Source organism: Micromonospora ferruginea (assembly GCF_013694245.2).
Lineage (GTDB): Bacteria > Actinomycetota > Actinomycetes > Mycobacteriales > Micromonosporaceae > Micromonospora > Micromonospora robiginosa.
Genome location: NZ_CP059322.2, coordinates 5,042,846 through 5,069,744 on the forward strand (window position 1 = coordinate 5,042,846; position 26,899 = coordinate 5,069,744).

General features: G+C 71.6%; 25 protein-coding genes. 5 read left to right on the forward strand and 20 right to left on the reverse strand.

Annotation, left to right across the window (positions count from 1 at the left end; genetic code table 11):
- Positions 1-15 precede the first annotated feature (15 nt).
- From H1D33_RS22145 to rarD, 3 genes are all read left to right on the forward strand, one after another.
- A complete protein-coding gene (locus H1D33_RS22145) occupies positions 16-402 on the forward strand; it encodes a phage holin family protein (RefSeq protein WP_181571330.1) in 387 nt (128 codons plus the stop codon).
- 97 nt (positions 403-499) lie between these two features.
- Positions 500-988: a GNAT family N-acetyltransferase gene (locus H1D33_RS22150; protein ID WP_181571329.1), complete on the forward strand. Its 489-nt coding sequence runs from the start codon at positions 500-502 to the stop codon at positions 986-988.
- Positions 985-2,022 carry an EamA family transporter RarD gene (gene rarD / locus H1D33_RS22155; protein WP_307755236.1) on the forward strand — a complete coding sequence of 346 codons (1,038 nt, stop codon included), beginning with the start codon at positions 985-987 and terminating at the stop codon, positions 2,020-2,022. The genes H1D33_RS22150 and rarD overlap by 4 nt, the downstream gene beginning before the upstream one ends.
- Here the strand turns inward: rarD and H1D33_RS22160 are convergent.
- Positions 2,019-2,708 (reverse strand): anti-sigma factor family protein, encoded by a 690-nt coding sequence (locus H1D33_RS22160; RefSeq protein WP_181571328.1) that lies wholly within the window; start codon positions 2,706-2,708, stop codon positions 2,019-2,021. The two genes, rarD and H1D33_RS22160, sit on opposite strands and share 4 nt — an antisense overlap.
- Positions 2,705-3,295, reverse strand: a complete 591-nt coding sequence (locus H1D33_RS22165) for a sigma-70 family RNA polymerase sigma factor (protein ID WP_307755237.1) — start codon at positions 3,293-3,295, stop codon at positions 2,705-2,707. The genes H1D33_RS22160 and H1D33_RS22165 overlap by 4 nt, the downstream gene beginning before the upstream one ends.
- 169 nt (positions 3,296-3,464) lie before the next feature.
- Here H1D33_RS22165 and H1D33_RS22170 point away from each other — a divergent pair, with 169 nt between their 5' ends.
- Positions 3,465-5,582, forward strand: coding sequence for a PhoX family protein (locus H1D33_RS22170; RefSeq protein ID WP_181571327.1), 2,118 nt, complete (start codon positions 3,465-3,467; stop codon positions 5,580-5,582).
- A 71-nt stretch (positions 5,583-5,653) separates the two neighbouring features.
- Here H1D33_RS22170 and H1D33_RS22175 read toward each other — a convergent pair whose 3' ends face one another.
- The gene (locus H1D33_RS22175; RefSeq protein WP_181571326.1) at positions 5,654-6,436 is read right to left on the reverse strand and encodes an IclR family transcriptional regulator; all 783 of its coding nucleotides are present in this window, start codon (positions 6,434-6,436) and stop codon (positions 5,654-5,656) included.
- A 153-nt stretch (positions 6,437-6,589) separates the two neighbouring features.
- On the opposite strand from H1D33_RS22175, the gene H1D33_RS22180 reads away from it, so the two are divergent.
- Complete coding sequence (locus H1D33_RS22180) at positions 6,590-7,789, forward strand: MFS transporter (protein ID WP_181571325.1); 1,200 nt, start codon at positions 6,590-6,592, stop codon at positions 7,787-7,789.
- On the opposite strand, the gene H1D33_RS22185 is transcribed toward H1D33_RS22180, so the two are convergent.
- From H1D33_RS22185 to H1D33_RS22265, 17 genes are all read right to left on the reverse strand, one after another.
- Positions 7,765-8,805, reverse strand: a complete 1,041-nt coding sequence (locus H1D33_RS22185; RefSeq protein ID WP_181571324.1) for a polyprenyl synthetase family protein — start codon at positions 8,803-8,805, stop codon at positions 7,765-7,767. The genes H1D33_RS22180 and H1D33_RS22185 overlap by 25 nt on opposite strands.
- 89 nt (positions 8,806-8,894) lie before the next feature.
- On the reverse strand, positions 8,895-10,448 hold the full coding sequence (nuoN, locus tag H1D33_RS22190; protein WP_181571323.1) for an NADH-quinone oxidoreductase subunit NuoN: 1,554 nt from the start codon (positions 10,446-10,448) through the stop codon (positions 8,895-8,897).
- Positions 10,445-11,977, reverse strand: a complete 1,533-nt coding sequence (locus H1D33_RS22195; protein ID WP_181571322.1) for an NADH-quinone oxidoreductase subunit M — start codon at positions 11,975-11,977, stop codon at positions 10,445-10,447. The genes nuoN and H1D33_RS22195 overlap by 4 nt, the downstream gene beginning before the upstream one ends.
- Before the next feature lie 64 nt (positions 11,978-12,041).
- Positions 12,042-13,970, reverse strand: a complete 1,929-nt coding sequence (nuoL, locus tag H1D33_RS22200; protein ID WP_181571321.1) for an NADH-quinone oxidoreductase subunit L — start codon at positions 13,968-13,970, stop codon at positions 12,042-12,044.
- Between the two features lie 10 nt (positions 13,971-13,980).
- Positions 13,981-14,280 (reverse strand): NADH-quinone oxidoreductase subunit NuoK, encoded by a 300-nt coding sequence (gene nuoK, locus H1D33_RS22205; protein WP_089154544.1) that lies wholly within the window; start codon positions 14,278-14,280, stop codon positions 13,981-13,983.
- Complete coding sequence (locus H1D33_RS22210; RefSeq protein ID WP_181571320.1) at positions 14,277-15,047, reverse strand: NADH-quinone oxidoreductase subunit J; 771 nt, start codon at positions 15,045-15,047, stop codon at positions 14,277-14,279. The genes nuoK and H1D33_RS22210 overlap by 4 nt, the downstream gene beginning before the upstream one ends.
- A complete protein-coding gene (gene nuoI / locus H1D33_RS22215) occupies positions 15,044-15,682 on the reverse strand; it encodes an NADH-quinone oxidoreductase subunit NuoI (protein ID WP_181571319.1) in 639 nt (212 codons plus the stop codon). The genes H1D33_RS22210 and nuoI overlap by 4 nt, the downstream gene beginning before the upstream one ends.
- A 1-nt stretch (position 15,683) precedes the next feature.
- Positions 15,684-17,039 (reverse strand): NADH-quinone oxidoreductase subunit NuoH, encoded by a 1,356-nt coding sequence (nuoH, locus tag H1D33_RS22220; protein WP_181571318.1) that lies wholly within the window; start codon positions 17,037-17,039, stop codon positions 15,684-15,686.
- Positions 17,036-19,519 carry an NADH-quinone oxidoreductase subunit G gene (locus H1D33_RS22225; protein ID WP_181571317.1) on the reverse strand — a complete coding sequence of 828 codons (2,484 nt, stop codon included), beginning with the start codon at positions 19,517-19,519 and terminating at the stop codon, positions 17,036-17,038. Before H1D33_RS22225 ends, nuoH begins: the two co-directional genes overlap by 4 nt.
- Positions 19,519-20,835, reverse strand: a complete 1,317-nt coding sequence (nuoF, locus tag H1D33_RS22230) for an NADH-quinone oxidoreductase subunit NuoF (RefSeq protein ID WP_181571316.1) — start codon at positions 20,833-20,835, stop codon at positions 19,519-19,521. The genes H1D33_RS22225 and nuoF overlap by 1 nt, the downstream gene beginning before the upstream one ends.
- Positions 20,832-22,013 (reverse strand): NADH-quinone oxidoreductase subunit NuoE, encoded by a 1,182-nt coding sequence (nuoE, locus tag H1D33_RS22235; RefSeq protein ID WP_181571315.1) that lies wholly within the window; start codon positions 22,011-22,013, stop codon positions 20,832-20,834. The genes nuoF and nuoE overlap by 4 nt, the downstream gene beginning before the upstream one ends.
- Positions 22,010-23,335 (reverse strand): NADH-quinone oxidoreductase subunit D, encoded by a 1,326-nt coding sequence (locus H1D33_RS22240; protein WP_181571314.1) that lies wholly within the window; start codon positions 23,333-23,335, stop codon positions 22,010-22,012. The genes nuoE and H1D33_RS22240 overlap by 4 nt, the downstream gene beginning before the upstream one ends.
- A complete protein-coding gene (locus tag H1D33_RS22245) occupies positions 23,332-24,069 on the reverse strand; it encodes an NADH-quinone oxidoreductase subunit C (RefSeq protein ID WP_181571313.1) in 738 nt (245 codons plus the stop codon). Before H1D33_RS22245 ends, H1D33_RS22240 begins: the two co-directional genes overlap by 4 nt.
- Positions 24,066-24,743: a NuoB/complex I 20 kDa subunit family protein gene (locus H1D33_RS22250; protein WP_091062855.1), complete on the reverse strand. Its 678-nt coding sequence runs from the start codon at positions 24,741-24,743 to the stop codon at positions 24,066-24,068. The genes H1D33_RS22245 and H1D33_RS22250 overlap by 4 nt, the downstream gene beginning before the upstream one ends.
- An 11-nt stretch (positions 24,744-24,754) precedes the next feature.
- Positions 24,755-25,120 (reverse strand): NADH-quinone oxidoreductase subunit A, encoded by a 366-nt coding sequence (locus tag H1D33_RS22255; RefSeq protein ID WP_089154551.1) that lies wholly within the window; start codon positions 25,118-25,120, stop codon positions 24,755-24,757.
- Between the two features lie 133 nt (positions 25,121-25,253).
- Positions 25,254-26,528 carry a geranylgeranyl reductase family protein gene (locus H1D33_RS22260; protein WP_181571312.1) on the reverse strand — a complete coding sequence of 425 codons (1,275 nt, stop codon included), beginning with the start codon at positions 26,526-26,528 and terminating at the stop codon, positions 25,254-25,256.
- Positions 26,529-26,662: 134 nt separating this feature from the next.
- Entirely contained in the window at positions 26,663-26,881 is a 219-nt protein-coding gene (locus tag H1D33_RS22265) for a hypothetical protein (protein ID WP_181571311.1), read from the reverse strand.
- Positions 26,882-26,899: the final 18 nt, after the last annotated feature.

Sequence of the window (26,899 nt, forward strand, 5' to 3'; positions counted from 1 at the left end):
GGCACGATCCCGGCCATGGATTTTCTGAAGGGTCTTCTGATCCGGGTGGTCACGACGGCGGTGGCCTTCTGGCTCGCCACGCTGCTCATTCCGGGCATCTCCCTGCACTCCGGGTCGGTCACCGAGACGGTGACCACGCTGCTGCTCGTCGCGGTGATCTTCGGCGTGGTGAACGCGGTCCTCCAGCCGATCATCAAGACCGTGGGCTGCGGCTTCTACCTGCTCACCCTCGGCCTGATCGCGCTGGTGGTCAACGGTCTGCTCTTCCTGCTCACCAGTTGGATCGCCGGCGAGGCCGGACTGCCCTTCCACGTGGACGGGTTCTGGCCGGCCGCGGTGCTGGGCGCGCTCTTCGTCGGCATCGTCACCTGGATCCTCGGCGCCGTCCTCGACCGCGACTGACCGGTCCCGGCCGGTCGCCGCCCGTCCGGCGACCGGCCGTCCGGCCAGCGGGAAACCGACCGGCGTACGACCCGGGTGCCGCACTACCCTCGGCCGGGTGTTCACCGTGACCCGCGCCGACGGCTACCAGCTCAGCACCGACCCGGACCGGCTCGACCTGGAGCGGGTGCACGCCTGGCTCGCCACCGACGCCTACTGGGCGCTCGGGCGGGACCGGCCGACGGTCGAGCGCGCCTTCGCCGGCTCGATCGGCTTCGGCGTCTACCGGCCGGGCGACCTGCGGCAGGTGGCGGTCGCCCGGGTGGTGACCGACCGGGCCACGTTCGCCTGGTTGTGCGACGTCTACGTGGACCGGGCCGAGCGGGGTCGCGGGCTGGGCACGTGGCTGGCCGGGGGCGTCCGCGAGCACCTGGCCGAGCTGGGCGTACGCCGGATCCTGCTGGCGACGCTGGACGCCCACGGGGTGTACGCGAAGCTCGGCTTCCAGCCGGTCGCGGCGAATCGGTTCATGGAGCTGGACGAGCGCGTGACGCCGGTCACCGGAAAGGACCAAGAGCCGGATTCACCACTTACGGTGGAGCGGTGAACCAGCTCCGCCTCGGCTACCTGTACGGCATCGGCGCGTACCTGCTCTGGGGTTTCTTCCCGATCTACCTGAAGCTGCTCCGCCCGGCCGGGCCGGTGGAGATCCTCGCGCACCGGATCGTCTGGTCGGTGGCGTTCGTGGCGCTGCTGCTGGCCGCGATGCGCCACATCGGCTTCCTGCGGACGCTGGCCCAGCGGCCCCGGGTGCTGGCCGGCATCACGCTCGCCGCCGCGCTGATCGCGGTCAACTGGGGCACCTACATCTATGGTGTGAACTCCGACCGGGTGGTGGAGACCGCGCTCGGCTACTTCATCAACCCGCTGGTCTCAGTGCTGTTCGGCGTGGTGGCGCTGCGGGAGCGGCTGCGCCCGGCGCAGTGGGGCGCGCTCGGCGTCGGCGCGCTCGCGGTGGCGGTGCTCACCGTCGACTACGGGCGACTGCCGTGGCTGGCGCTGACGCTCGCGTTCAGCTTCGCCGGCTACGGCCTGGTCAAGAAGCGGCTCGGCCTGCCCGCCGTGGAGGGGCTCTTCGTCGAGTCGGCGGTGCTGGCGCTGCCGGCCCTGGCGTACCTGGCCTGGCTGTCGGCGCGGGGCGACTCGACGTTCGGGCACGTCTCGGCGGGACACACCGCGTTGCTGGTGCTGGCCGGGGCCGCCACCGCGATCCCGCTGCTGCTCTTCGCCGGTGCGGCGAACCGGCTGCCGCTGTCCACCGTCGGCATGCTGCAGTACCTGGCCCCGATCCTCCAGCTCGGTTGCGGCGTGCTGATCTTCCACGAGCCGATGCCCCCGGCCCGGCTGGCCGGCTTCGCCCTGGTCTGGCTGGCCCTCGTGGTCTTCACCACCGACGCCCTCCACCACTCCCGCCGCCGCCCCCACCCCACCCCACCCCGCCCCCGCCCCCGCCCCCACCCTCGCCGATCTTGCACTTACTGCCCCGACAGAAAGGGCGAACCGCCCGTAACGAGGGCCGCAAGTGCAAGATCGCGGAAGCGAGGGGTGGGGGTGAGGGGTGGGGGTGAGGGTGAGGGTTAGCGGAGGTCGTAGGTGAGGATGGGGGTGTCGGGGGCGCGGCGGAGTTCCAGGCGGACCAGTTCGCCCCTGGTGAAGCGGGTGACGCCGGAGAAGCGCAGGTCGTCGCCGGGGGCGGCCAGCCAGGAGCCGATCTGCTCGATCGCGCCGTCCGGGCCGTGGGCCACCAGCCGGAACGTGTACGCCTCGCGGTGCCCGGCCCGCCTGTCGTAGCCGCAGTGCATGGTCACCTCGGTGCCCCACGGCGTCTCGGTCAACCCCACCTCGGCGTGCACCGGGGCGGTGCCGGCGACCGGCCGCATCGAGGTGAGCGCCACCGGCCGGGTGGCCGGCTCGGCCGGCGGCCGGACCACGGTCACCCCGACCCCGGCCAGCACCGCGAGCACGGCGGCGGCGAGCGCGGTCAGCGCGTACCGCCGGCGGGAGCGCGACCGGTCGCGGCGCCGTCGCTCCCGGGCGGCGTCGAGCAGTCCGGGCACCCGGGATGCCTCCGGGCCGACCTCCAGGAACTGCTCCAGCCCGGCCGGGTCGAGCCGGCCCAGCAGACCGGGCAGCACGGCGATCTCGGCCACCGCCTCCCGGCACTGCGCGCAGCCGGCCAGGTGCCGCTCGTAGGCGGCCCGGTCGGCCGGGGCGAGGGCGCCCAGCACGTACGCCCCGTCGTCGTGCGCGAACTCGCAGCGGGTCATCCGGTCACCCCCATCTCGGCCAGCACCAACCGCAGCGAGCGCAGCGCGTAGTGGGTGCGCGACTTCACCGTGCCCGCCGGCACGCCCAACCGGGCGGCCGCCTCCGCCACCGAACGCCCCTGGTAGAAGCACTCGACCAGCACCTCGCGGTGGGTCGGGCTCAGCCGGTTGAGCGCCTCGGCCACCGTCCACGCCTCCACCGCGCGCTCCGTCTCGTCGACCGTCTCGGCGGTTTCCGGCAGTTCGTCGGTGTAGACCTCGCCGACCCGGGCCGACCGGCGACGCCACGCGTCGATGGCCAGGTTCCGGGCGGTGGTGAAGAGCCAGGCGCGCACCGAGCCCCGACGCGGGTCCAGCGACTCCGGGTGCCGCCAGGCGCGCAGCAGCGTCTCCTGGACCAGGTCCTCGGCCCGTGGCCGGTCGCCGTTGACGAGCCTCAGCGCGTGCGCGAACAGCGCGTCGGCGTGCTCGTCGTGCAGCGCGCGCAGCAGTTGGGCGTCGTGGTCACTGATGGCGGTACCTCGCTTCCGGCGGCGGGGAGACCGGCGATGCGTCCGCCCGTCCGGGCGTTGCGTTCGCCCTTCCATACGTGCCGTGACGCCGAACGGTTCAGCCGCAGGTCAGGCCGGAGCTGTTCACGCCCGGTTCACATCCGGGCCGACCGACGCTCACCGCGCCCTGGCACCGTCCGGCGGGTACGCGCAAGGGCTGACCGCCCGGCGCGCCTTCTCCAGTCCGATCAGGAGGCTCCACCTCATGAGCGACCGTCCTCGCCTGCTTCCGCTGCTGGGCGGCACCCGCCACGGCAGCCGTGACGCGATGACCTGCCTGTACCGGTGCGGCAACGCCTGCGACCACCCGGTGCCCAACCGCTCCGACAACCCGTACTTCGGGGACCTGGTCGACGCCGAGGTCTCCCGGCGCGGCGTGGTCCGGGCCGGCGCGGTCGGCGCGCTGGTGCTCGGCTTCGGCGGCGCCGCCGCCGGTGCGCTGGCCGGCGCCGCACCGGCCGCCGCCGCGCCCGCCACGCCGGCCGCGCCCGGCCCGGACCCGGCCGCCGCCGGCCGCCCGGGAAGCGGGGCGCTGACGTTCACGCCGATCCCGCCGAACAAGCTGGACACGCTGGTCGTGCCGAACGGCTACGACCACGCCGTCGTCATCAAGTGGGGCAACGAGGTGGTGCCGGGCGCACCCGCGTTCGACGTACGCCGCCAGAGCGCCGCCGCCCAGGCCGAGCAGTTCGGCTACAACAACGACTTCGTCGGCGTGCTGCCGATCGACCGCAGGCGCGCGCTGCTCGTGGTGAACCACGAGTACACCAACGAGGACCTGATGTTCCCCGGCTTCACCGGTCAGGACGCGTTGACCGTGGAGCAGGTGCGGGTGGCGATGGCCGCGCACGGCATGTCCGTGGTCGAGCTGGAGCGGGTGGCGGACACCGGCCAGTGGCGGCCGGTACGGCGCGGCCGGCGCGAGTACAACCGCCGGGTCACCGCGCTGGCCACGAAGTTCGAGCTGACCGGGCCGGCCGCCGGTTCGGCCTGGCTCCGGACCGCCGCCGACCCGAAGGGCCGGACCGTCGTCGGCACGCTGAACAACTGCGCCGGCGGGGTCACCCCGTGGGGCACCGTGCTCTCCGGCGAGGAGAACTTCAACCAGTACTTCGTCGGCGGCGACGGCGCGCCGGCGGAGCTGAAGCCGAAGCTGGCCCGCTACGGCATCCCGACCGACGTGCGTTACCCGAGCGGCAGCCGCAGGTGGGACCGCGCCGACGAGCGCTTCGACCTGGCGAAGCACCCGAACGAGGCGCACCGGTTCGGCTGGGTCGTCGAGATCGACCCGTTCGACCCGGAGTCCCGGCCGCGCAAGCACACCGCGCTGGGCCGGGTGAAGCACGAGGGCGCGAACGTCATCGTGGCGCGCAGTGGTCACGTGGTCGCGTACATGGGCGACGACGAGCGCTTCGACTACCTCTACAAGTTCGTCTCGGACAAGAAGTTCATGCCGGGCAACTCCTGGGTGGCCCGCAAGCACAACCTGACGCTGCTGGAGTCCGGCACGCTGTACGTGGCCCGGATCGAGGGCGACAGCCCGGCCGGCGAGATCGACGGCACCGGCGCGCTGCCCACCGACGGGGGTTTCGGCGGCCGGGGCCGGTGGATCAGGCTGGTCAGCGGCAACCGCTCGTACGTCGACGGGATGACCGCCTCCGACGTGCTCACCTTCACCCGACTGGCCGGCGACAAGGTCGGCGCGACCAAGATGGACCGTCCCGAGGACGTCGAGCCGAGCCTGCTCACCGGCAAGGTCTACGTGGCGCTGACCAACAACACCGACCGGGGCAAGGCCGGCAAGGCGCCGGCCGACGAGGCGAACCCGCGCAACGCCAACAAGCACGGCCAGATCCTGGAGCTGGTCGAGGACCGGGGCGACAACACGGCCGAGACCTTCGCCTGGTCGCTGCCGATCGTCTGCGGCGACCCGGCCGACGCGTCGACCTGGTTCGCCGGCTACGACAAGACCAGGGTCTCCCCGATCTCGTGCCCGGACAACGTCGCGTTCGACGCCACCGGCAACCTTTGGATCTCGACCGACGGCAACGCGCTGGGCAGCAACGACGGCCTCTTCGCCACTGCCGTCGAGGGCCCGGAGCGGGGGCACCTGAAGCAGTTCCTCACCGTGCCGCTGGGCGCGGAGACCTGCGGCCCGTTCATCACCAAGGACAACCGGTCGGTCTTCGTGGCCGTGCAGCACCCGGGTGAGATCTCCGGCGCGTCGGTGGAGAACCCGGCCTCCACCTGGCCGGACGGCGACTTCGCCAAGCCCGGCGTGGTGGTCACCTGGCGCCTGGACGGCGGCGCGATCGGTAGCTGACCCTCCCCGGGGCGGTCCGGCGCTGGACCGCCCGCTGACGGGCCACCATCCCGACCGGGGTGGTGGCCCGCTCAGTTCTCGGTGGCGATCCCGTCGGCGATCGCCCGCGCGGCGGTGAGCAGCTTGGCCCGGACCACCCGCGCGGAGGTCATCATCTCGCTTGCCGGCAGCGCGCAGGCCAGCACCACCCGCCGCTCGATGTCCTTGTCCGGGGCGACGAGCACGGCGGCGCAGGCCACGCCCTGCCGGAACTGGCCCAGCTCCAACTGCATGCCGCGCCGGTCACCGGCGGCCAGGTCGGCCTCGAACGCCTCGACCGTGGTGAGGGTGGCGGTGGTGAACGGACGCATGCCGTACTCGCGCAGGTAGCGGAAGCGCTGCTCGGCGGTGAGCGTGGCGAGCAGGCTCTTGCCGAGCGCGGTGGCGTGCGCGCCCTCGTCGAAGCCGGGCACCAGGTCCTCCATGTAGGGCGAGCGGGGCCCCTCGGCGCACGCGGTCACCGCCACCTGCCCGCCGACGAAACGTCCCAGGTAGTGGCTCCAGCCGGTGTCGGCCGCGGCCCGGCGCAGGGCCTCACCGACCGGCGGCGGCCCGCGGAACGCGGTGACCAGCTCCCGGTAACGGTCCGCGATCTCCAACCCGACGATGTACGTCCCGTCCTCGCGCCGGATCACGTAGCCCTCGTACGCCAGCGTGCGCACCAGGTGGTAGGTGGTGGCGACGGTCAGCTCGCAGCGGCGGGCGATCTGTTTCACGGTGAGGCCCCTCGGCGCACGGCCGACCGATTCGAGCACTCGAAGCGCGCGGGAGACGCTGCGGATCAGGTCCGAAGGTTCCGCCAGGGGGTCGCGCACAACCACCTCCGCCGCCGGGGACTTACACCATATGAAAAACAGGCCGAGTGCGAAATGCCTGTTCGGGTCGAGGATGCCAGATCGGCGGACACAGACGGTGCACCGACAGACACGATCAGCAGCAAAAACGCGGGCGGCGTAGGTTGGCCGACGATGACCGAAACAATTTCACGGACCGGCCCGCCGGTGGCCGGACGGGCGGTCCGGGTGGGCGCGGGCGCCACCGTCACCACGATCGCCTGCGTCCTGCCGGTCTTCCTGGTCGGCGGCCTCGCCGTCCAGCTCGGTGACGAGTTGGGCTTCAGCCCGACCGGGCTGGGCCTGGCCGTCTCCGTCTACTTCGGGATCAGCGCGCTCGCGTCGGTGCCCTCCGGCGCCCTGGTCGAGCGGTACGGTCCGGCCCCGGTCGCCCGGGTGGCCATCGGGCTCTCGGCCGGCTCGCTGCTGGCCGTGGCCGGGCTGGCCCGGTCCTACCCGGCGCTGGTCGCGCTGCTGGCGCTCAGTGCCGCCGCCAACGCCCTCGGCCAGCTCGCCAGCAACGCCGCGCTCGCCGAGCACGTGCCCGCCCACCGGCAGGGGCTCTCCTTCGGCGTGAAGCAGGCCGCCATCCCGGTCTCCACGCTGCTGGCCGGCGCGGCGGTGCCGACCGTCGCGCTGACCGCCGGCTGGCGCTGGGCGTTCGTGGCGGCCGCCGGCGCCGCGCTGGCCGCGCTCGCGGCCGTACCCCGGGCCGGCCGCGACCGGCGGACCGGGACGCGCTCCGCCGGCCGCGGCGGCGGCACGGGCGCGCTGGTCGTGGTCGGGCTGGCCGCCACGCTGGCGGCCGGCGCGGCGAACGCGCTGGCCACGTTCCTGGTCGACTCGTCCGCCGGCCGGGGGCTCCCACCCGCCCTGGCCGGTCTCACCCTGACCCTGGGCAGCGCGGTGTGCGTGGTGGCCCGGGTGGGCGTCGGCTGGTTGGCCGACCGCCGGGCGGGCGGACACGTCGGCGTCGTCGCCGGGCTGCTGCTGGCGGGCTCGGTGGGCCTGCTCCTGCTCGCCGTGGCCGGCCCGGCGCCGCTGGTCGTGGGCGTGGTGCTCGGCTTCGGGCTCGGCTGGTCCTGGCCCGGGCTGCTGAACTTCGCGGTGGTCCGGCTCCACCCGCAGGCGCCGGCCGCCGCCACCTCCATCACCCAGACCGGGGTGTACGCCGGCGGCTGCCTCGGCCCGCTCGGCCTCGGCGCGCTGGCCGGCGCCGCCGGTTACCCGGTGATGTGGCTGACCGCCGCCCTGGCCATGCTCCTCGCCGCCCTGCTCATGCTCCTCGGCGCCCGCCGGCTCTCCGGAGGTCAGCTCGTGCGGTCGGCGATGTAGTCGCAGAGGGACTCCAGCGCGCGACGCGCCGGGCCCTCAGGCAGCGGGGCCAGGCGGGCGCGGGCCTCCTCGGCATAACTGCGCACCGTCTCCCGGGCCCGCTTGAGCGCCGGGGACTCGCGCAGCAGGGTGAGCGCCTCGGCGTGCAGGGCGTCGTCGACCAGCGGGCCGGTGGCCAGGATCTCCCGCAGTCGCACGCTGGCGGCGTCCGCGTCGTCGCCGGCCAGCGCGTAGAGCACCGGCAGGGTGGGCACGCCCTCCCGCAGGTCGGTGCCGGGCGTCTTGCCCGACTGCACCGACTCGCTGGCGATGTCCAGCAGGTCGTCGGAGAGCTGGAAGGCGACGCCGATGACCTCGCCGTACCCGGCCAGGGCCTCGATGTGCGCGGCGGACGCGCCGCCGAACATGCCGCCGAAGCGGGCCGAGGTCGCGATCAGCGAACCGGTCTTCTCGGCGATGACGTGCAGATAGTGCGCGACCGGGTCGGTGTCGCGCGGGCCGACCGTCTCGGCGATCTGGCCGTGCACCAAACGGGCGAACGTGCGCGCCTGCAGCCGGACCGCTTCGGGGCCCAGGTCGGCCGCGATGTCCGCGGCCCGGGCGAAGAGGAAGTCGCCGACCAGGATGGCCACCGAGTTGGCCCAGCGGGAGTTGGCGCTCGGGGCACCCCGCCGCACGGCCGCCTCGTCCATCACGTCGTCGTGGTAGAGCGTCGCCAGGTGGGTGAGCTCCATCACCACGGCCGCCGGCACCACCTGGGCGGCGTCCGGATCGCCGAACTGGGCGCCCAGCGCCACCAGCAGCGGGCGGAACCGCTTGCCGCCGGCCTCCATCAGGTGCCGGGCGGCCTCGGTGACCAGCGGGTCGGCGCTGATCACGCTCGCGCGCAGCTCCGCCTCGACCCGGTCGAGCACGCCCAGCACGGAGGCCTCGACGCGCGGGTCGGCGAGGTGCAGGCCGAGCGCGCCGAACTGACCTGAACGCTCGCCAGCCGGATTCACCACGTCTTCAACCATGCCACACCCGTTCGACCTGCTCGGTGAGGGGGATACGGACCGGGGGCCGGCACGCCACGGCGTGCCGGCCCCCGGTGTGACCACCTCTGTCATCGCACGAATTCGGCGGCACCGGTGGTCAGGTCGAGCAGGGGCCCGGGGACCACGCCGAGGACCAGCGTGGCGAGCACGCCGATGACCAGGGCCGCCGAGGTGAGCGCCCCCGGCACGGTCACCGTCGGGGTGGCCTCACCCGGCTCGGAGAGCCACATCATCACCACGACCCGCAGGTACGGGAACGCCAGCACCATGCTGGTCAGCACACCGGCGATCACCAGCCAGGCCTGGTTCGCCTCCAGCGCCGGGCCGAAGACCGCGAACTTGCTGGTGAAGCCGCTGGTGAGCGGGATGCCGGCGAACGCCAGCAGGATGAACGTGAAGATCGCCGCGAAGAACGGCGAGCGGCGGCCCAGCCCGGCCCAGCGGGACAGGTGGGTGGCCTCCCCGTCCGCGTCGCGCACCAGCGTCACCACGGCGAACGCGGCGAGCACCGAGAAGCCGTACGCGGCGAGGTAGAACATCGTGCCGGACAGCCCCTCCTTGCTCGGCGCCAGCACACCCACCAGCAGGTAGCCGGCGTTCGCGATCGACGAGTACGCCAGCAGCCGCTTGATGTCCGTCTGGGTGACCGCCAGCACCGCGCCGACCAGCATGGTCAGCACCGCCACCGCGCCGATCACCGGGGTGAAGTCCCAGGAGGCGCCGGCGAACGCGACGTGGAACACGCGCAGCAGCGCACCGAACGCGGCGACCTTGGTGCAGGCGGCCATGAAGCCGGTCACCGGCGTCGGCGCGCCCTGGTAGACATCAGGCGTCCAGACGTGGAACGGGGCGGCGGCGGCCTTGAAGAGCAGGCCGATGGCGAGCAGCGCCATGCCGGCGAAGAGCAGCACCTGGCTGGACGAGGACTCGCCGACCGCGGCGTGCACGGTGGCGAAGTCGACGCCCGCGCCCCGGCCCGGGATGCCCGAGGTGAAGCCGTAGATCAGGGCCACGCCGAACAGGAAGAACGCCGAGGCGTACGCGCCGAGCAGGAAGTACTTCATCGCCGCCTCCTGGCTCAGCAGCCGCCGGCGGCGGGCCAGCGCGCAGAGCAGGTAGAGCGGCAGCGAGAACACCTCGAGCGAGATGAACATGGTCAGCAGGTCGTTCGCCGCCACGAAGATCAGCATGCCGCCGATCGCGAACGACATCAGCGGGTAGACCTCGGTGGCCCCGCCGACACCCTCGGCCTGCTTGCGGTCCTCCGGCGACTCGGCGGTGACCGCGGCGTGCGCCACGAAGGCGCCGCCCCGCTCCACCGTGCGCTCACCGACGAGCAGCAGCGCCATCACGGCCAGGACCAGGATCGCGCCCTGGAGGAAGAGCGTCGGCCCGTCCACCGCGAGCGCGCCGCCCGCGGTGATCACCCGACTCTCGGACTTGAGGATCACCATGGTGATCGCGGCGAGCACCGCCACCAGGGCGAGCCCGAGCTGCACCGCGTTGCGCAGGCGGCGCGGCACGAACGCCTCGACCAGGACGCCCAGCAGGGCGGCGCCCAGCATGATCAGGATCGGAGCGAGCGCCGCGTAGTCGATCGACGGCAGCTTCAGTTCACTCACTTCGCGGCCTCCTGGACGCTTCCGACCTCAGGGGCGGGGTCGGACTTGCCGACGTCCTGCATGGTCGCCTGGACGGCGGGGTTGATGACATCGGTGACCGGCTTCGGATAGAAGCCGAGCAGCACGATCAGCGCGATCAGCGGCGCGACGACCACCTTCTCGCGCAGGCTGAGGTCCCGTCGCATGCCCTCGACCTCGGTCAGCGCCGGGTTCAGCGTGCCCTGGGTGGTGCGCTGCACCATCCACAGCACGTAGGCCGCCGCCAGGATGATGCCGAGCGTGGCGATCACCGCGACCGGCTTGTTGACGGTGAACGTGCCGATCAGCACCAGGAACTCGGACACGAACGGCGCCGTGCCGGGCAGCGCCAGCGAGGCCAGACCGGCGAAGAAGAGCACCCCGGCCAGCACCGGGACCAGCTTGCCCGCGCCGCCGAAGTCGCTGATCAGCGCCGAACCGCGCCGGGCGATCAGCATGCCGACCACCAGGAACAGCAGGCCGGTGGCGAGACCGTGGTTGAGCATGTAGAGCACCGCGCCGGTGCCGGCCTGGGTGGTGAAGGCGAAGATGCCCACCCCGATGAACCCGAAGTGCGCGATCGAGGTGTACGACACCAGCCGCTTCAGGTCGTTCTGCCCGACCGCCAGCAGCGCGGCGTAGATGATGCCGATCACGCCGAGCGCCAGCGCCCACGGCGCGAACCAGCGCGACGCCTCCGGGAACAGCGGCAGGCAGTAGCGCAGGATGCCGAACGTGCCGACCTTGTCCAGCACGCCGACCAGCAGCGCCGCCGCACCGGCCGGCGCGGCGCCACCGGCGTCCGGCAGCCAGGTGTGGAACGGGAAGAACGGCGCCTTGATCGCGAAGGCGAGGAAGAAGCCGAGGAACAGCCAGCGGGCGGTGTTGGTGGCGAACTCCGCCTGGCTCAACGCCTGCCAGTCGAAGGTCTTGCCGCCGACCACCCAGAGGCCGATCACCGCGGCCAGCATGAACAGGCCGCCGACCAGCGAGTAGAGGAAGAACTTCACCGCCGCGTACTGCCGCTGGTGGCCGCCGTAGCTGCCGATCAGGAAGTACATCGGCACCAGCATGACCTCGAAGAACACGTAGAACAGGAACACGTCGGCGGCGGCGAAGACGCCGATCATCGTGCATTCGAGGACGAGCAGCAGCGCGAAGTAGACCGGCACCGAGCGCTTGGACGACTCGGCGTCGTGCCAGGACGCCAGGATGACCAGCGGCACCAGGATCGCGATCAGCATCAGCATGACCAGCGCGATGCCGTCCACCTCGAAGGTGAACCGCACGCCCCAGTTCGGGATCCACGGGTACGACTCGCGGAACTGGAACCGGTCGCCGCCGGCGGAGAAGGCGAACCACATCACCACCGAGAGCACCAGCACCAGCAGCGACCAGCCGAACGCCACCAGCTTGGCCAGGTCCGGCCGGCTGCGTGGCAGCAGCGCCACCACCAGGGCACCGACCAGCGGCGCCACGGTCAGCACCGAGAGGAACGGGAAGTTGGACATTATTCGGCCTTACCTCCGTCGTGACTGCGTGGCCCGCCGGCGGGGGCGGCCGCGTTGAGGTCGATCACGCCAGCCACCCCGCCTGCACCGCCAGGAACGCCGCCACCACGAGCAGCGCGCCGGTCAGGATCGAGGTCGCGTACGACCGCACGAAGCCGGTCTGCAGCCGCCGGAGCCGGCCCGAGCCACCGCCCACCGCGGCGGCGAGGCCGTTGACCAGCCCATCGACGCCCCGGTTGTCGAGGAACACCAGCGCCCGGGTGAGGAAGATGCCCGGCTTCTCGAAGACCGCCTCGTTGAAGGCGTCCGTGTAGAGGTTGCGGCGGGCGGCGGTGACCACCACGCCGGCCGGCTGCGGCTCGGTGGCCGTGCCGTTGCGGAACAGGAACCAGGCCAGCCCGGCGCCGAGCACGGTGATCAGGATGGAGAGGATGGTGATCACGGTGTGCGAGAGCACGCCGTGCGCCTCGCCACCGGCCTCCTCGCCGAGCACCGGGGTCAGCCAGGACACCACGCTGTCGTTCAGCGTCATCAGGCCACCGGCCACCACCGAGCCGGCGGCGAGCAGGATCAGCGGGATCGTCATGAGCTTCGGCGACTCGTGCGGGTGCTCGATGTCCTCGGTCCACCGCTTCGGGCCGTGGAAGGTGAGCACGAAGAGCCGGGTCATGTAGAACGCGGTGAGCCCGGCGCCGAGGAGCGCGGCCATGCCGAACAGCCAGGCCGTCCAGCCCTCCCGCTCGAACGCGGACGCGATGATCGGCTCCTTGGAGAAGTAGCCGGAGAGCGGCGGGATGCCGATGATGGCCAGCCAGCCCATCATGAAGGTGAGCCAGGTGATCTTCATGTACTTCGACAGCCCGCCGAAGCGGCGGATGTCCACCTGGTCCTTCATGCCGTGCATGACCGAGCCGGCGCCGAGGAACATGTTGGCCTTGAAGAAGCCGTGCGCCAGCAGGTGGATGATGGCCAGCGCGTACGCGCCGCCGCCCAGGCCGACGCCGAGGAACATGTAGCCGATCTGGCTGACCGTGGACCAGGCCAGCACCCGCTTGATGTCGTCCTTCGCGGCGCCGATGACACAGCCCAGCAGCAGCGTGAGCGCACCGACGCTGACCACCACGAGCTGGAGCGTCTCGTTCGCCGAGAAGATCGGGTTGGAGCGGGCGATCAGGTAGACGCCCGCGGTGACCATGGTGGCGGCGTGGATCAGCGCGGAGACCGGGGTCGGGCCCTCCATCGCGTCCGGCAGCCACGCCTGGAGCGGGAACTGGCCGGACTTGCCGGCCGCGCCGAGCAGCAGCAGCAGGCCGAGCACCAGCACCGTGGTCGAGGTCATCGAGCCGACCCCGTTGAACACCTCGTCGTACTGGGTGGTGCCGAGCTGGGCGAAGAGGACGAAGATGCCGATGGCCAGGCCGGCGTCGCCGACCCGGTTCATCAGGAACGCCTTCTTGCCGGCGGTGGCCGCGCTGGGCCGGCCGTACCAGAAGGAGATCAGCAGGTACGACGCCAGGCCGACGCCCTCCCAGCCGAAGTAGAGCATCACGTAGTTGTTGCCGAGCACCAGCAGCAGCATCGCGGCGACGAACAGGTTGAAGTACCCGAAGAACCGTCGCCGGCCCTCGTCGTGCGCCATGTACTCCACGGCGTAGAGGTGGATCAGGAAGCCCACCCCGGTGATCAGCAGGACGAACACCGCGGCCAGCGGGTCGAAGAGCAGACCGAAGTCCACCTTCAGGTCGCCGACCGTGATGAACTGCCAGAGGCTCGACTGGACCTGCTTGTTCTCCAGGCTACGGAGCTGGAAGAAGTAGGTCAGCCCGAGCACGAACGAGGCGCCGATGGCGGCCACGCCCAGCCAGTGGCCCCAGCGGTCGGCCCGCCTGCCGAGCAGCAGCAGGATCGCCGCGCTGACCAGCGGGATCGCCACCAGCAGCCAGACGCTGCCCAGCAGCCCATCCGCCGTAGCGAATTCCACAGTCTGTTCCACGACTGGCCCCTCAGTACTTCAGCAGGTTGGCGTCGTCGACGCTGGCCGAGCGCCGGGTCCGGAAGATCGCCATGATGATCGCGAGCCCGACCACGACCTCGGCCGCCGCGACCACCATCACGAAGAACGCCATGATCTGGCCGTTCAGGTCACCGTTGATCCGGCTGAACGTGACCAGGGTCAGGTTGGCCGCGTTGAGCATCAGCTCGACGCACATGAACAGCACGATCGCGTTGCGCCGGACCAGCACGCCCACGGCGCCGATGGTGAACAGCACCGCCGCGAGGATCAGGTAGTAGTCCGGGGTCATTTGTCGGTCCCCTTCAGTGCGGTCTCCTCCGACGTCATCTCGCGCACCGGCATGATCTCCGGGATGCCGCGGTCGGTCAGCCGGCCGTCCGGCAGGCGGGCCGGCGTGGCCACCGAGGAGGAGGTGGCGAAGACGCCCGGGCCCGGCTTCGGGCCGGGGTAGTTGCCGGGCCGGAACCGCGCCTTCATGGTGGCGACCTGGTCCATCCGGTCCTCCTTGCGCCGCTCCACGTGCGCCAGCACCATCGCGCCCACCGCGGCCGTGATCAGCAGCGCCGAGGTCAGCTCGAAGGCGAAGACGTACTTGGTGAAGAGCAGCCGGGCGATGCCCTGCACGTTGCCCTCGGCGTTGGCCTGGTCGAGCCCGACCGCCTGGACGCCCTTGAGCGCCCGGTAGAGCCCGGTGCCGACCAGGCCGGCGAAGCCGAGCCCGAGCACCACCGCGGCGACCCGCTGGCCGCGCAACGTCTCGATCAGCGAGTCGGACGCGTCCCGGCCGACGAGCATCAGCACGAACAGGAAGAGCATCATGATCGCGCCGGTGTAGACGATGATCTGCACCATGCCGATGAACGGCCCGGCCTGGAGCACGTAGAACACGCCCAGGCAGAGCATGGTCAGCACCAGCCAGAGCGCGGAGTGCACCGCGTTGCGGGCCCACACCATGCCGAGCGCCCCGATCAGGGCCAGCGGGGCGAGGATCCAGAAGGTGACCTCCTCGCCCCCGGACACCTCGCCCGCCGCGGCGAGCACAGTCTGCGTGGTCATACCCCTGCTCCCTTGCCCGCCTCGGACCGCTGCGCGGCCTGCTCGGCGCCGGGGAAGGTCACGCCGGGGTGCTCCTCCACCGGATACCGGCCGCCCGCCGGCGACTGCTCGGCGCCGGCCGAGGTGCCCGGGTTGGTGAGCGCGCCGACGTAGTAGTCCTTCTCGCTGTCACCGAGCCGCATCGGGTGCGGCGGCTGCTCCATGCCCTCGAGCAGCGGCGCGAGCAACTGCTCCTTCGTGAAGATCAGGTCCTGCCGGTTGTCCCGGGCCAGTTCGTACTCGTTGCTCATGGTGAGCGACCGGGTCGGGCAGGCCTCGATGCAGAGCCCGCAGAAGATGCACCGGGCGTAGTTGATCTGGTAGTTGCTGGCGTACCGCTCACCCGGGGAGAAACGCTGCTCCTCGGTGTTGTCGCCACCCTCCACGTAGATCGCGTCGGCCGGGCAGGCCCAGGCGCACAGCTCGCAGCCGATGCACTTCTCCAGCCCGTCCGGGTGCCGGTTGAGGATGTGCCGCCCGTGGTAGCGCGGCGCCGAGACCGGCGGCTTGAACGGGTAGTCGGTGGTGACGACCTTCTTGAACATGTGCGAGAAGGTGACCCCGAAGCCCTTGAACGTTCCGGTGATCGCGCCCACGTCACACCTCCCTGGACTCGGAGCCGGCGACGACGTTGGCCGGCTCCCGCTCGGCGACCACGCGCTTGGTACGCGGGCTCGGCGGAACCTGAAGATCCATCGGTGGCAGCGGGAAGCTGCCGTACGGGCGGCTGTCCGCCTGCTCCTGCGGCGACGGCTTCGGCTGCTTCTTGCGGCTCGGCCAGAAGAGCGTGGCCAGCAGCAGCACGCCCGCGCCGATGGCGGTGACGAGAAGCCGGTCCTTGGTCTGCCAGTCCTCGATCGAGCGGAGCCCGGCGAGCACCAGGATCCAGACCAGGTTGATCGGCAGCAGCACCTTCCAGCCGAAGCGCATGAACTGGTCGTACCGGAGCCGGGGCAGCGTGCCGCGGAGCCAGACGAACACGAAGACCAGCAGGATCACCTTGCCGAAGAACCACAGCATCGGCCACCAACCATCGTTGGCGCCCGACCACAGCGTGATCGGCCAGGGGGCCCGCCAGCCGCCGAGGAACAGCGTCGTGGTGACCGCGGACATGCTCACCATGGCGACGTACTCGGAGAGCATGAAGAGCGCGAACTTCAGCGAGCTGTACTCCGTCATGAAGCCCGCGACCAGCTCCGACTCCGCCTCCGGCAGGTCGAAGGGCGCCCGGTTGGTCTCACCGACCATGGCGATGAAGAAGATGATGAAGCTGGGCAGCAGCAGGATCGCGTACCAGCCCGGGGTGGGCAGCTCGAACCCGCCGATGCTCAGCCGGGTGGCGTCGCCCTGCGCGGCGACGATCCCGCTGGTCGACATCGTGCCGGCGGTCATGAAGACGGCCACGATGCTCAGCCCCATGGCGACCTCGTAGGAGATCATCTGGGCGCTGGAGCGCAGGCCGCCGAGCAGCGGGTAGGTGGAGCCGGAGGCCCAGCCGCCGAGCACGATGCCGTAGACGCCCATCGAGGAGCAGGCCAGGATCACCAGCACCGCCACCGGCACGTCGGTGACCTGGAGCGGCGTCCAGTGGCCGAAGATGCTCACGCTCGGGCCGAACGGGATCACCGACAGCGCGGTGACCGCGGAGATCACCGAGATGGTCGGTGCGAAGAAGAAGACCACCTTGTCGGCGGCGCGCGGGAGGATGTCCTCCTTGAACGCCATCTTCAGGCCGTCGGCGAGCGTCTGCAGCAGGCCGAACGGGCCGACCTGGTTCGGGCCGGGCCGGACCGCCATCCGGCCGACCACCCGCCGCTCGAACCAGACGCCGAGCAGCGTGGCCAGCAGACCGAACGCGAACGCGAAGACGATCTTCCCGAGGACCAGCCACCACGGGTCCTTGCCGAAGTCGGCGAGCGTCGGGTCCTGCGCCGCGAGGACGACGGTATTCACTCGGAGACACCCCCTGCGTTGAGGAGCGGACCCGGGCGCGCGGCGGCGTCCGCGGCGACAGGCGCCGCGGTCACCTTGACGACGTGACCGGACGTCGCGCCGAGGCTGCGTCGCACGGTCGAGCCGGGTGAGTTGGTCGGCAGCCAGACGACGCCGTCCGGCATCTCGCTGATCGCCGCCGGCAGCGTGACCGCGCCGCGGTCGGTGCCGACCGTGACCGGGTCGCCGTCGGCCACGCCGAGCGCCTCGGCGGTGCCCTTGCCCAGCCGGACCACCGGCGGGCGGGCGGTGCCGGCGAGGTGCTCGTCGCCGTCGGTGAGGCTGCCCAGGTCGACGAGCTGGTGCCAGGTCGACAGCACGGCCTCGCCCGGTCCGGGCTGCGGCACGGTGGCCGGCTCGACCGAGGGCGCGGACGGCCGGGACGTCCGGGTACGCGGCAGCGCGCCCAGCTCGCGGCGCACGCTCAGCACGTCACCGACGCCGAGTCGCACGTCGAACTGCGCGGCGATCGCGTCGAGCACCCGGCCGTCGGTCATCGCGCCGGTGTCGAGCACCCGCTCGAAGGTGCGCAGCCGGCCCTCCCAGTCGAGGAAGCTGCCGGCCTTCTCGACCGCCGGGGCGACCGGGAAGACCACGTCCGCCCGACGGGCCACCGCGCTCATCCGCAGTTCCAGGCTGACCAGGAACGGCACCGCGTCCAGGGCTTCCTCGGCCCGGCGCGGGTCGGCCAGGTCGGCCGGGTCGACGCCGGCCACCACCAGCGCGCCGAGCGTACCGTCGGCGGCCGCGGCGAGAATGCCGTCGGTGTCGCGGCCGGCCTGGCTGGGGATCACCCCGGCCGGCAGGTCCCACGCCTCGCCCAGCTCCGCGCGAGCGGCCGGTTCGGTGACCACCCGGCCGCCGGGCAGCAGGTTGGGCAGGCAGCCCGCGTCGACCGCGCCGCGGTCACCCGCGCGCCGTGGCACCCAGGCCAGCCGGGCGCCGGTACGCCGGGCCACGTCCGCCGCGGCGGAGAGGCCGCCGGGCACCGCGCCCAGCCGCTCGCCGACGATCAGGATCGCGCCGGGCTGCCCCAGCGCCTCGGCCACGGTGGCGTGCTCGGCCAGCACGCTGGCCTCCTCGCCCGGCACCACCCGGGCCAGCTTGGCCCCGAGCTTCTCCAGGCCGCGGGTCGCGAACGGCGCGAGCGCGTACACCGTGAGCTTCTTCTTCAGGTACGCCTTGCGCAGCCGCAGGAAGAGGATCGGGCACTCCTCCTCCGGCTCCAGGCCGACCAGCACCACCGCGGGCGCGTTCTCCACGTCCGCGTAGGTCACGTCGGTGACCCCGGCGACGTTGCTGGCCAGGAAGTCGGCCTCCTCACGGGAGACCGGGCGGGCCCGGAAGTCGATGTCGTTGGTGTGCAGCGCGACCCGGGCGAACTTCGCGTACGCGTAGGCGTCCTCGACGGTGAGCCGGCCGCCGGTCAGCACGCCGGTGCCGGTGCCGGCGTCGCGGGCCGCGCGCAGCCCCTCGGCGGCCCGGGTGAACGCCTCGCTCCAGGACGCCTCGCGCAGCTCACCGGTCTTCTCGTCGCGCACCAGCGGGGTGGTGAGGCGGTCGAACGCGCGAGCGTACTGGAAGCCCCAGCGGCCCTTGTCGCAGTTCCACTCCTCGTTCACCGCCGGGTCGTCGCCGGCCAACCGGCGCAGCACCTTGCCCCGCCGCCAGTCGGTGCGCTGCGCGCACCCGGCCGAGCAGTGCTCGCAGACGCTGGGCGAGGAGACCAGGTCGAACGGGCGGGAGCGGAAGCGGTACTGCGCGCCGGTGAGCGCGCCGACCGGGCAGATCTGCACGGTGTTGCCGGAGAAGTAGGAGTTGAAGGGGACATCCCCCTCGTCGCCCTCCTCGCCGTACGCGTCGTCCCGGTAGATGTTGATCTCCTCGTGCGAGGAGCGTCCCATCAGGTCGATGAACTTGTCGCCGGCGATCTCCTCGGAGAACCGGGTGCACCGCTGGCAGAGCACGCAGCGCTCGCGGTCGAGCAGCACCTGGGTGCTGATCGGCAGCGGCTTCGGGTACTCCCGCTTGTGCTCGTGGAACCGGGAGTCCGTGCGGCCGGTGGACATCGCCTGGTTCTGCAGCGGGCACTCGCCGCCCTTGTCGCACATCGGGCAGTCCAGGGGGTGGTTGAGGAGCAGCAGCTCCATCACCCCCTCCTGGGCCTTCTTGGCGACCGGCGAGGTGAGCTGGGTCCGCACCACCATGCCGTCGGCGACGGTCTGGGTGCAGGAGGCGACCGGCTTGCGCTGGCCCTCCACCTCCACCAGGCACTGCCGGCAGGCGCCGGCCGGGGCCAGCAGCGGGTGGTCGCAGAAGCGCGGGATCTCGGTGCCCATCTGCTCGGCCACCCGGATCAGCAGGGTGCCCTTCGGCGCGGTGACCTCGACGCCGTCGATGGTCAGCGTGACGGTCTCGGTCTGCTTGGCTACGTCGGTCATTAGTGGGCTCCCACCAGAGACTTGTCCGACAGCTTCGGCGCGGTACGTCCCTCGATGTAGTCGAGGTAGTCCTGCTTGAAGTACTTCAGCGAGGAGGTCACCGAGCTGGTCGCACCGTCACCCAGGCCGCAGAACGAGCGGCCGAGGATGTTGTCGCAGGTGTCGAGCAGGGTGTCGAGGTCCTCGTGGGTGCCCTGGCCGGCGAGGATGCGCCGGTAGACCCGGACCATCCAGTAGTTGCCCTCCCGGCACGGGGTGCACTTGCCGCACGACTCGTGGTGGTAGAACTCCAGCCACCGGTAGGTCGCGTAGACCGGGCAGTCCTGGTCGGAGAAGATCTGGGTGGCCGTGGTGCCCAGGATCGAGCCGGCCGCCGCCACCCCCTCGAAGTCCAGCGGCACGTCCAGGTGCTCGGCGGTGAGCAGCGGCGTCGAGGAGCCGCCCGGGGTCCAGAACTTCAGCTCGTGCCCGGGCTTCATTCCGCCGGCCAGCTCGATCAGCTCGCGCAGCGTGATGCCCATCGAGGCCTCGTACTGGCCGGGGTGGGCGATCCGGCCGGAGAGCGAGTAGATCATCGGCCCGGAGGACTTCTCCGTGCCCATGGTCTTCCACCAGTCCGCGCCGCCCAGCACGATCGGCGGCACGCTGGCGATGGTGCCGACGTTGTTGACCACGGTCGGGCTGGCGTACAGGCCGTGGGTCGCCGGGAACGGCGGGCGCAGCCGGGGCTGACCCCGGAAGCCCTCCAGCGAGTCCAGCAGCGCGGTCTCCTCACCGCAGATGTACGCCCCGGCGCCGGAGTGCACCACCAGGTCCAGGTCGAACTTCGAGCCGAGGATGTTCCGGCCCAGGTAGCCCTTGGCGTACGCCTCGTCGACCGCGCTGCGCAGCCGGCGGGCGGCGTGCACGGCCTCGCCGCGGATGTAGATGTAGGCCCGGCTGGCCCGGATCGCGTACGACGCGATGATCACGCCCTCGACCAGCGAGTGCGGGTCGTGGGTCATCAGCGGCAGGTCCTTGCAGGTGCCCGGCTCGCCCTCGTCGGCGTTCACCACCAGGTAGTGCGGCTTGCCGTCACCCTGCGGGATGAAGCCCCACTTGAGACCGGTCGGGAAGCCCGCGCCGCCCCGGCCGCGCAGCCCGGAGTCCTTGATGAGCTGGATCAGGTCGTCCGGGTGCGCCTTGAGCGCCTTGCGCAGGGCGGCGTAGCCGTCCAGCTTCTCGTAGGTGCCGAGTCGCCAGGCGTCCGGCGACAGCCAGCGCTTGGTGAGCACCGGCGTGAGCTTGGCCAGCGTCTCCGGCCGAGGCGTGGTCACTTCCGGGCCCCCGTTCCGTTCGCGTCCGCCGGGTCGGCGCCGTCGGCGTCCGTACCGGCCTCGGCCTCCTTGAGGTTGCGCTCCTGCGCGTCGGCCGCGTCGCCGGCGGGCTTGCCGTCGCCGGCCGGCGGGTTCGCCGCCGCGCCGGCCGCCTCCGCCGCCCGCGCGTCGCGGGGCGCCGGGGCCGGGCCGTCCACCGGCAGCTTGGTGCCGGGCGCGTCCGCCACCGGGGTCTTCGCGTCCGGCTGCCGGGTCTCCGCGGTACGCACCTGCGGCGACTTGTCGTCCGGCGCCTTCACGTCCGGCGCGGTGCTGCCGCCGGCCGCCGCGGGCGTCGCCGGCTCGGCCGCGCCCGCGTTCCCGGCGGTGTCGGCCTTGGCCGGAGTGCCCGTGGCGTCGGCCTTCGCCGGCTCGGGCGCCTTCTCCGGTGCCGGGGCGGGCTTCTCGGCCTCGGCCTTCGCCTTCGCCTCGGCGGCGGCCCGGTCGGCCTCGGCCTTGCTGCGGATCGGCGTCTTCGGGTCGTAGCCCGGCACCGAGATGCCGTGCTGCTCGGCCAGGCGCAGGCCGCGCAGGCTCGGCTCGCCCGGCCCGCCGTCGGCCACCGCGCCGTCCCGCTCGTCGGCGAAACCGGCGAGCTGGACCGCCATCTCCTTGAGCGTGCAGAGCCTGGCGCCCCGGGTTGGCATCGGCCGGCCGCCGGCCTGCAACTCCTGCACCACGCCGAGCGCGCCCTGCGGCTCGACGTTGTCGAAGAAGTCGTAGTTGACGGTCATCACCGGGCCGTAGTCGCACGCTGCCAGGCACTCGGCGTGCTCCAGGGTGATCTTCCCGTCGGCGGTGGTCTCCTCGTGCCCGACGCCCAGGTGCTCGGCGAGCGTGTCGTAGACCGTCTGCCCGCCCAGCACGTCGCACATCGTGTTGGTGCAGACGCTGACCAGGTAGTCACCGGTCGGCTTGCGCTTGTACATGGTGTAGAAGGTGGCGACGGCGCCGACCTGGGCCTTGTTCAGCCCCAGCACCTCGGCGCAGAACTCGACGCCGGCCGGGGAGACGTAGCCCTCCTCGGACTGGACCAGGTGCAGCAGCGGCAGCAGGGCCGAGCGGGACCGGTCCGCCGGGTAGCGGGCGATGATCTCGCGCGCCCGCAGCCGGGTCTCTTCGGTAAACGTCGTACTCATCGGTCACAACCACCCATCACGGGGTCCAGCGAGGCGCCGCCGGCGATCACGTCGGCGATCAGGCCACCCTCGGCCATGGCCGGCAGGGCCTGGAGGTTGACGAAGCTCGGCTCCCGGTAGTGCACCCGGTAGGGCCGGGTGCCGCCGTCGGACACCGCGTGCACGCCCAGCTCGCCGCGGGGCGACTCGATGCCGACGTACACCTGGCCCGGCGGGACCCGGAAGCCCTCGGTGACGAGCTTGAAGTGGTGGATCAGCGACTCCATCGACTGACCCATGATCTTGGCGACGTGCTCCAGCGAGTTGCCCATGCCGTCGACGCCGATGGCGAGCTGCGCCGGCCAGGCGATCTTCTTGTCGGCGACCATCACCGGGCCCGGCTTCAACCGGTCGAGCGCCTGCTCGACCAGCTTCAGCGACTCGCGGATCTCCGCCAGCCGGACCAGGTAGCGGCCCCACACGTCACCGTCGGTGTGGGTCGGCACGTCGAACTCGTACGTCTCGTAGCCGCAGTACGGCATGGTCTTGCGCAGGTCCCAGGCGAGCCCCGCCGAGCGGAGCACCGGACCGGTGATGCCCAGCGCCACACAGGCGGTGGTGTCGAGCACCGCGACGTTCTGGGTGCGTTCGATCCAGATCGGCTGCCCGGAGAGCAGGTTCTCGTACTCCTTGAGCTTCTTCGGCATCAGCACCAGGAAGTCGCGGATCTTGCGGATCGCGTCGTCCGGCACGTCCTGTGCCACCCCGCCCGGCCGGACGTACGCGTGGTTCATCCGCAGGCCGGTGATGGTCTCGAAGATGTCGAGGATGTACTCCCGCTCGCGGAAGCCGTACAACATCATGTTGATCGCGCCCAGCTCCATGCCGGTGGTGGCCAGCCAGACCAGGTGCGAGGAGATCCGGTTCAGCTCCATCATCAGCACCCGGATGGTGGTGGCCCGCTCGGTGACGTCGTCGGTGACGCCGAGCAGCTTCTCCACCGCGAGCGCGTACGCCGTCTCGTTGAAGATCGGCGAGAGGTAGTCCATCCGGGTCACGAACGTCGAGCCCTGGACCCAGTTGCGGTATTCCAGGTTCTTCTCGATGCCGGTGTGCAGGTAGCCGACGACCGAGCGGGCCTCGCGGACCGTCTCGCCCTCCAGCTCCAGGATCAGCCGCAGCACGCCGTGCGTGGACGGGTGCTGCGGACCCATGTTGACGACGATGCGCTCGTCGTTGATCGGGTCGGTGCCGGAGACGACCTGGTCCCAGTCCCCACCGGTGACGGTGAAGACCTTGCCCTCGGTGGTCTCGCGCTCGGTCGCGTAGTTGGACGTGGTCACTGGTAGGACCTCCTACGGTCCGGCGGGGGAATTTCCGCACCCTTGTACTCGACGGGTACGCCGCCGAGCGGGTAGTCCTTGCGCTGCGGGTGCCCCTCCCAGTCGTCCGGCATGAGGATCCGGGTCAGGGCGGGGTGGCCGTCGAAGACGATGCCGAACATGTCGTACGTCTCCCGCTCCTGCCAGTCGGCGGTCGGGTAGACGGCGGTGACGCTCGGCAGGTGCGGGTCCTCGGCGGAGACCGCGGCCTCCAGCCGGACCACCCGCCGGTAGGTCATCGAGGTGAGCTGGTAGACCACGTGCAGCCGGCGCTCGTCGGCGCCCAGGTAGTCCACCCCGGACACCGAGGAGCACAGCTCGAAGCGCAGCGACAGGTCGTCGCGCATCACCTGGCAGACCTCGGCGATGCGCTCCGGCCGCACGTGCAGGGTCAGCTCGCCCCGGTCGACCACGACCTTCTCGATCGCGTCACCGAACTGCGGGTACGCCTCCTCCAGCGCGTCACGCACCTCGTCGAAGTAGCTCCCGTACGGCCGGGTGGCCTCCTCGATCGGCTTGCGCGGGCGGACCAGGCCGCCGTAGCCGGACACGTCGCCGGTGCCCTGGTTGCCGAACATGCCCCGACCGGCGGGGCCGGCCGGCGGGTACTCGGCCGGCGCGGTGCCGCTGGCGCCGACGGGAGTCGTGGGCACCGGCACCCCGCCGTCGTTGGTCCGGTCGTTCGGCGAGGTCATTTCGGGCCCCCCTGCGTCTGGAGGTGGTTCTGCGCCTTCATCCAGTTCTCGATCCGCAACTGCTCCTCGCGCCCCTCGCGGACGGCCTTCGTCCACTCGGCGCGCCGGGCCTTGTCGTTGCGGTACGACGACGGCATCGAGCCGTACGGCACGACCGGCACGTCACCGCGCTCCTTGCGGGCCTCGAGCATCTTGCGGCCGTTCGGGCCCAGCGGCTCGTACATGATCTTCTCGCGGAGCTTGAGCACCGCGTCGATGAGCATCTCCGGCCGGGGTGGGCAGCCGGGGAGGTACATGTCGACCGGGACGACGTGGTCGACGCCCTGCACGATGGCGTAGTTGTTGAACATGCCGCCGCTGCTGGCGCAGACGCCCATCGAGATGACCCAGCGGGGCTCGGCCATCTGGTCGTAGATCTGCCGCAGGACCGGGGCCATCTTCTGGCTGACCCGGCCGGCCACGATCATCAGGTCCGCCTGCCGGGGCGAGGCGCGGAAGACCTCCATGCCCCACCGGCCCATGTCGTAGTGCGGGCCACCCGCGGCCATCATCTCGATGGCGCAGCAGGCCAGGCCGAACGTGGCGCCCCAGACGGACGACTTCCGCGACCAGTTGACCAGCTTCTCGACGCTGGTGAGCAGGACGCCGGAGGGAAGCTTCTCCTCGATGCCCATCTGCTACCTCCTCAGTCCCAGTCCAGGCCGCCGCGCCGCCAGACGTAGGCGTAGGCGACGAAGACCGCGACGATGAACATGACCATCTCCACGAAGCCGAAGATCGGCAGGGCGTCGAAGGAGACCGCCCAGGGGTAGAGGAAGATGATCTCGATGTCGAAGACGATGAAGAGCATCGCCGTCAGGTAGAACTTGATCGGGAACCGGCCGCCGCCGACCGGCTGCGGGCTCGGCTCGATGCCACACTCGTACGCCTCGAGCTTGGCCTTGTTCAGTCGCCGGGGGCCGGCGAATCGGGCGGCGGCCACGGAGAACAGTGCGAACCCCGCGGCGAGGGCGAACAGCCCGATGATGGGTGCATAAGGAGAGAGCGTCATCGTTGTCCCCTGCTCGTCCTTCCCTGACCTCGGTGGTTGGCCAAAATCACACTATTCACGTCCCTGACGACCTCGGTCGGCGGGGGTCGATCTCTGTCCGGCCCGTGGTCGGTCGACCCCGGGCCGGTGGTTCCTACACGGCCGGCGCCACCCTCGTCATGGCGTTGATGACCCGGTCCATGGCGTCCCCGCCGCGCGGGTCGGTGAGGTTCGCCAGCAGCTTGAGCACGAAGCGCATCAACATCGGGTGCGGCATGCCGTGCTTGGTGGCCATCCGCATCACCTCGGGGCGGCCGATCAGCTTCACGAAGATCCCGCCGAGCCGGTAGTAGCCGCCGAAGCGGGCCTTCAGCTCCTGCGGGTAGGCCATCAACGCGCGTTCCCGCTCGGCGCCGGCCGGGCGGGCGAGCGCCTGCACCGCGATCTCCGCGGCCAGTTCGCCGGACTCCATCGCGTACGCGATGCCCTCGCCGTTGAACGGGTTCACCATGCCGCCGGAGTCGCCGACGAGCAGCACGCCCCGGCTGTAGTGCGGGACCCGGTTGAAGCCCATCGGCAGGGCGGCGCCGAGGATCGGACCCTCCGCGTTGGCCTCGTCGGTCATCCCCCAGTCCTCCGGGGTGTTGGCCAGCCAGTCGGTGAGCAGCCTGCGGTAGTTCGTCTTACCGAAGGCCGAGGAGGAGTTGAGCACGCCGAGGCCGACGTTCACCCGGCCGTCGCCGAGCCCGAAGATCCAGCCGTAGCCGGGCAGCAGCGCGTCGTTGCCCTTGGCCCGCAGCTCCAGCCAGGACTCCAGGTAGTCGTCGTCGTGCTTGGCGGGCGAGCGGTAGTAGCGGCGGACCGCCACGCCGATCGGCCGGTCCTCCCGCTTGGCCATGCCGAGCGCGAGCGGGAAGCGGCCGGAGACGCCGTCCGCGGCGACCACCAGCGGCGCGTGGAAGGTGGCCGGCTCCTTGTCCGGGCCGACCTCGGCCTGCACGCCGATCACCCGGTCGTCCGCGTCGAGCACCGGGGCCAGGACGTTGACGCTGGTCCGCAGCTCCGCACCGGCGGCGACCGCCTGGCGGGCGAGCAGGTCGTCGAAGTCGAGCCGGGTCCGGACCAGGCCGTAGTTGGGGAAGCTGGCCAGGTCGGGCCAGTCCAGCTCCAGGCGGACGCCGCCGCCGATCACCCGCAGGCCCTTGTTGTGCAGCCAGCCGGCCTCGGGCGAGGTGTCCACGCCCATCCGGATGAGCTGCCGCACGGCCCGGGGCGTGAGCCCGTCGCCGCAGACCTTCTCCCGGGGAAACTCCGTCTTCTCCAGCAGCAGCACGCGTACGCCGTGCCGCGCCAGGTGGTGTGCCGTGGCCGATCCTCCGGGACCGGCGCCCACGACGATGACGTCGGCGTCGTTCTCCACCGCGGTCATCCGCGCCTCCTCCCGCATGCTCGTGAAATGCTTCACAAGCCGATCGGGTTGGAGTCTATGACCGGCGTTACACCTGTATGCGCCCAGGGGGGCCTAACTTCTCGGAAACCGGCCGGTAAGAGTGTGGAGATCGGTCACGGGCGGGCCGGCGCGGCCGGTCCGAGGCCGGCGTCGAGCCGGATCGTCTCGGGCAGGTGGTCGCGCAGCGCACCGCCGGCCGCGCGGTCCAATGCCGCCAGCACCTCGGCGACCACCTGGCGGACCTCCGCCGGATCCGCGCCGGCCAACTCCCTGAGCTGCGCGATCAGCTCGGCGGCGTCGTCGTCGGTGGCGGCCTGGTCGGATCCGGTCATGGGCGCGAGCCTACGGCG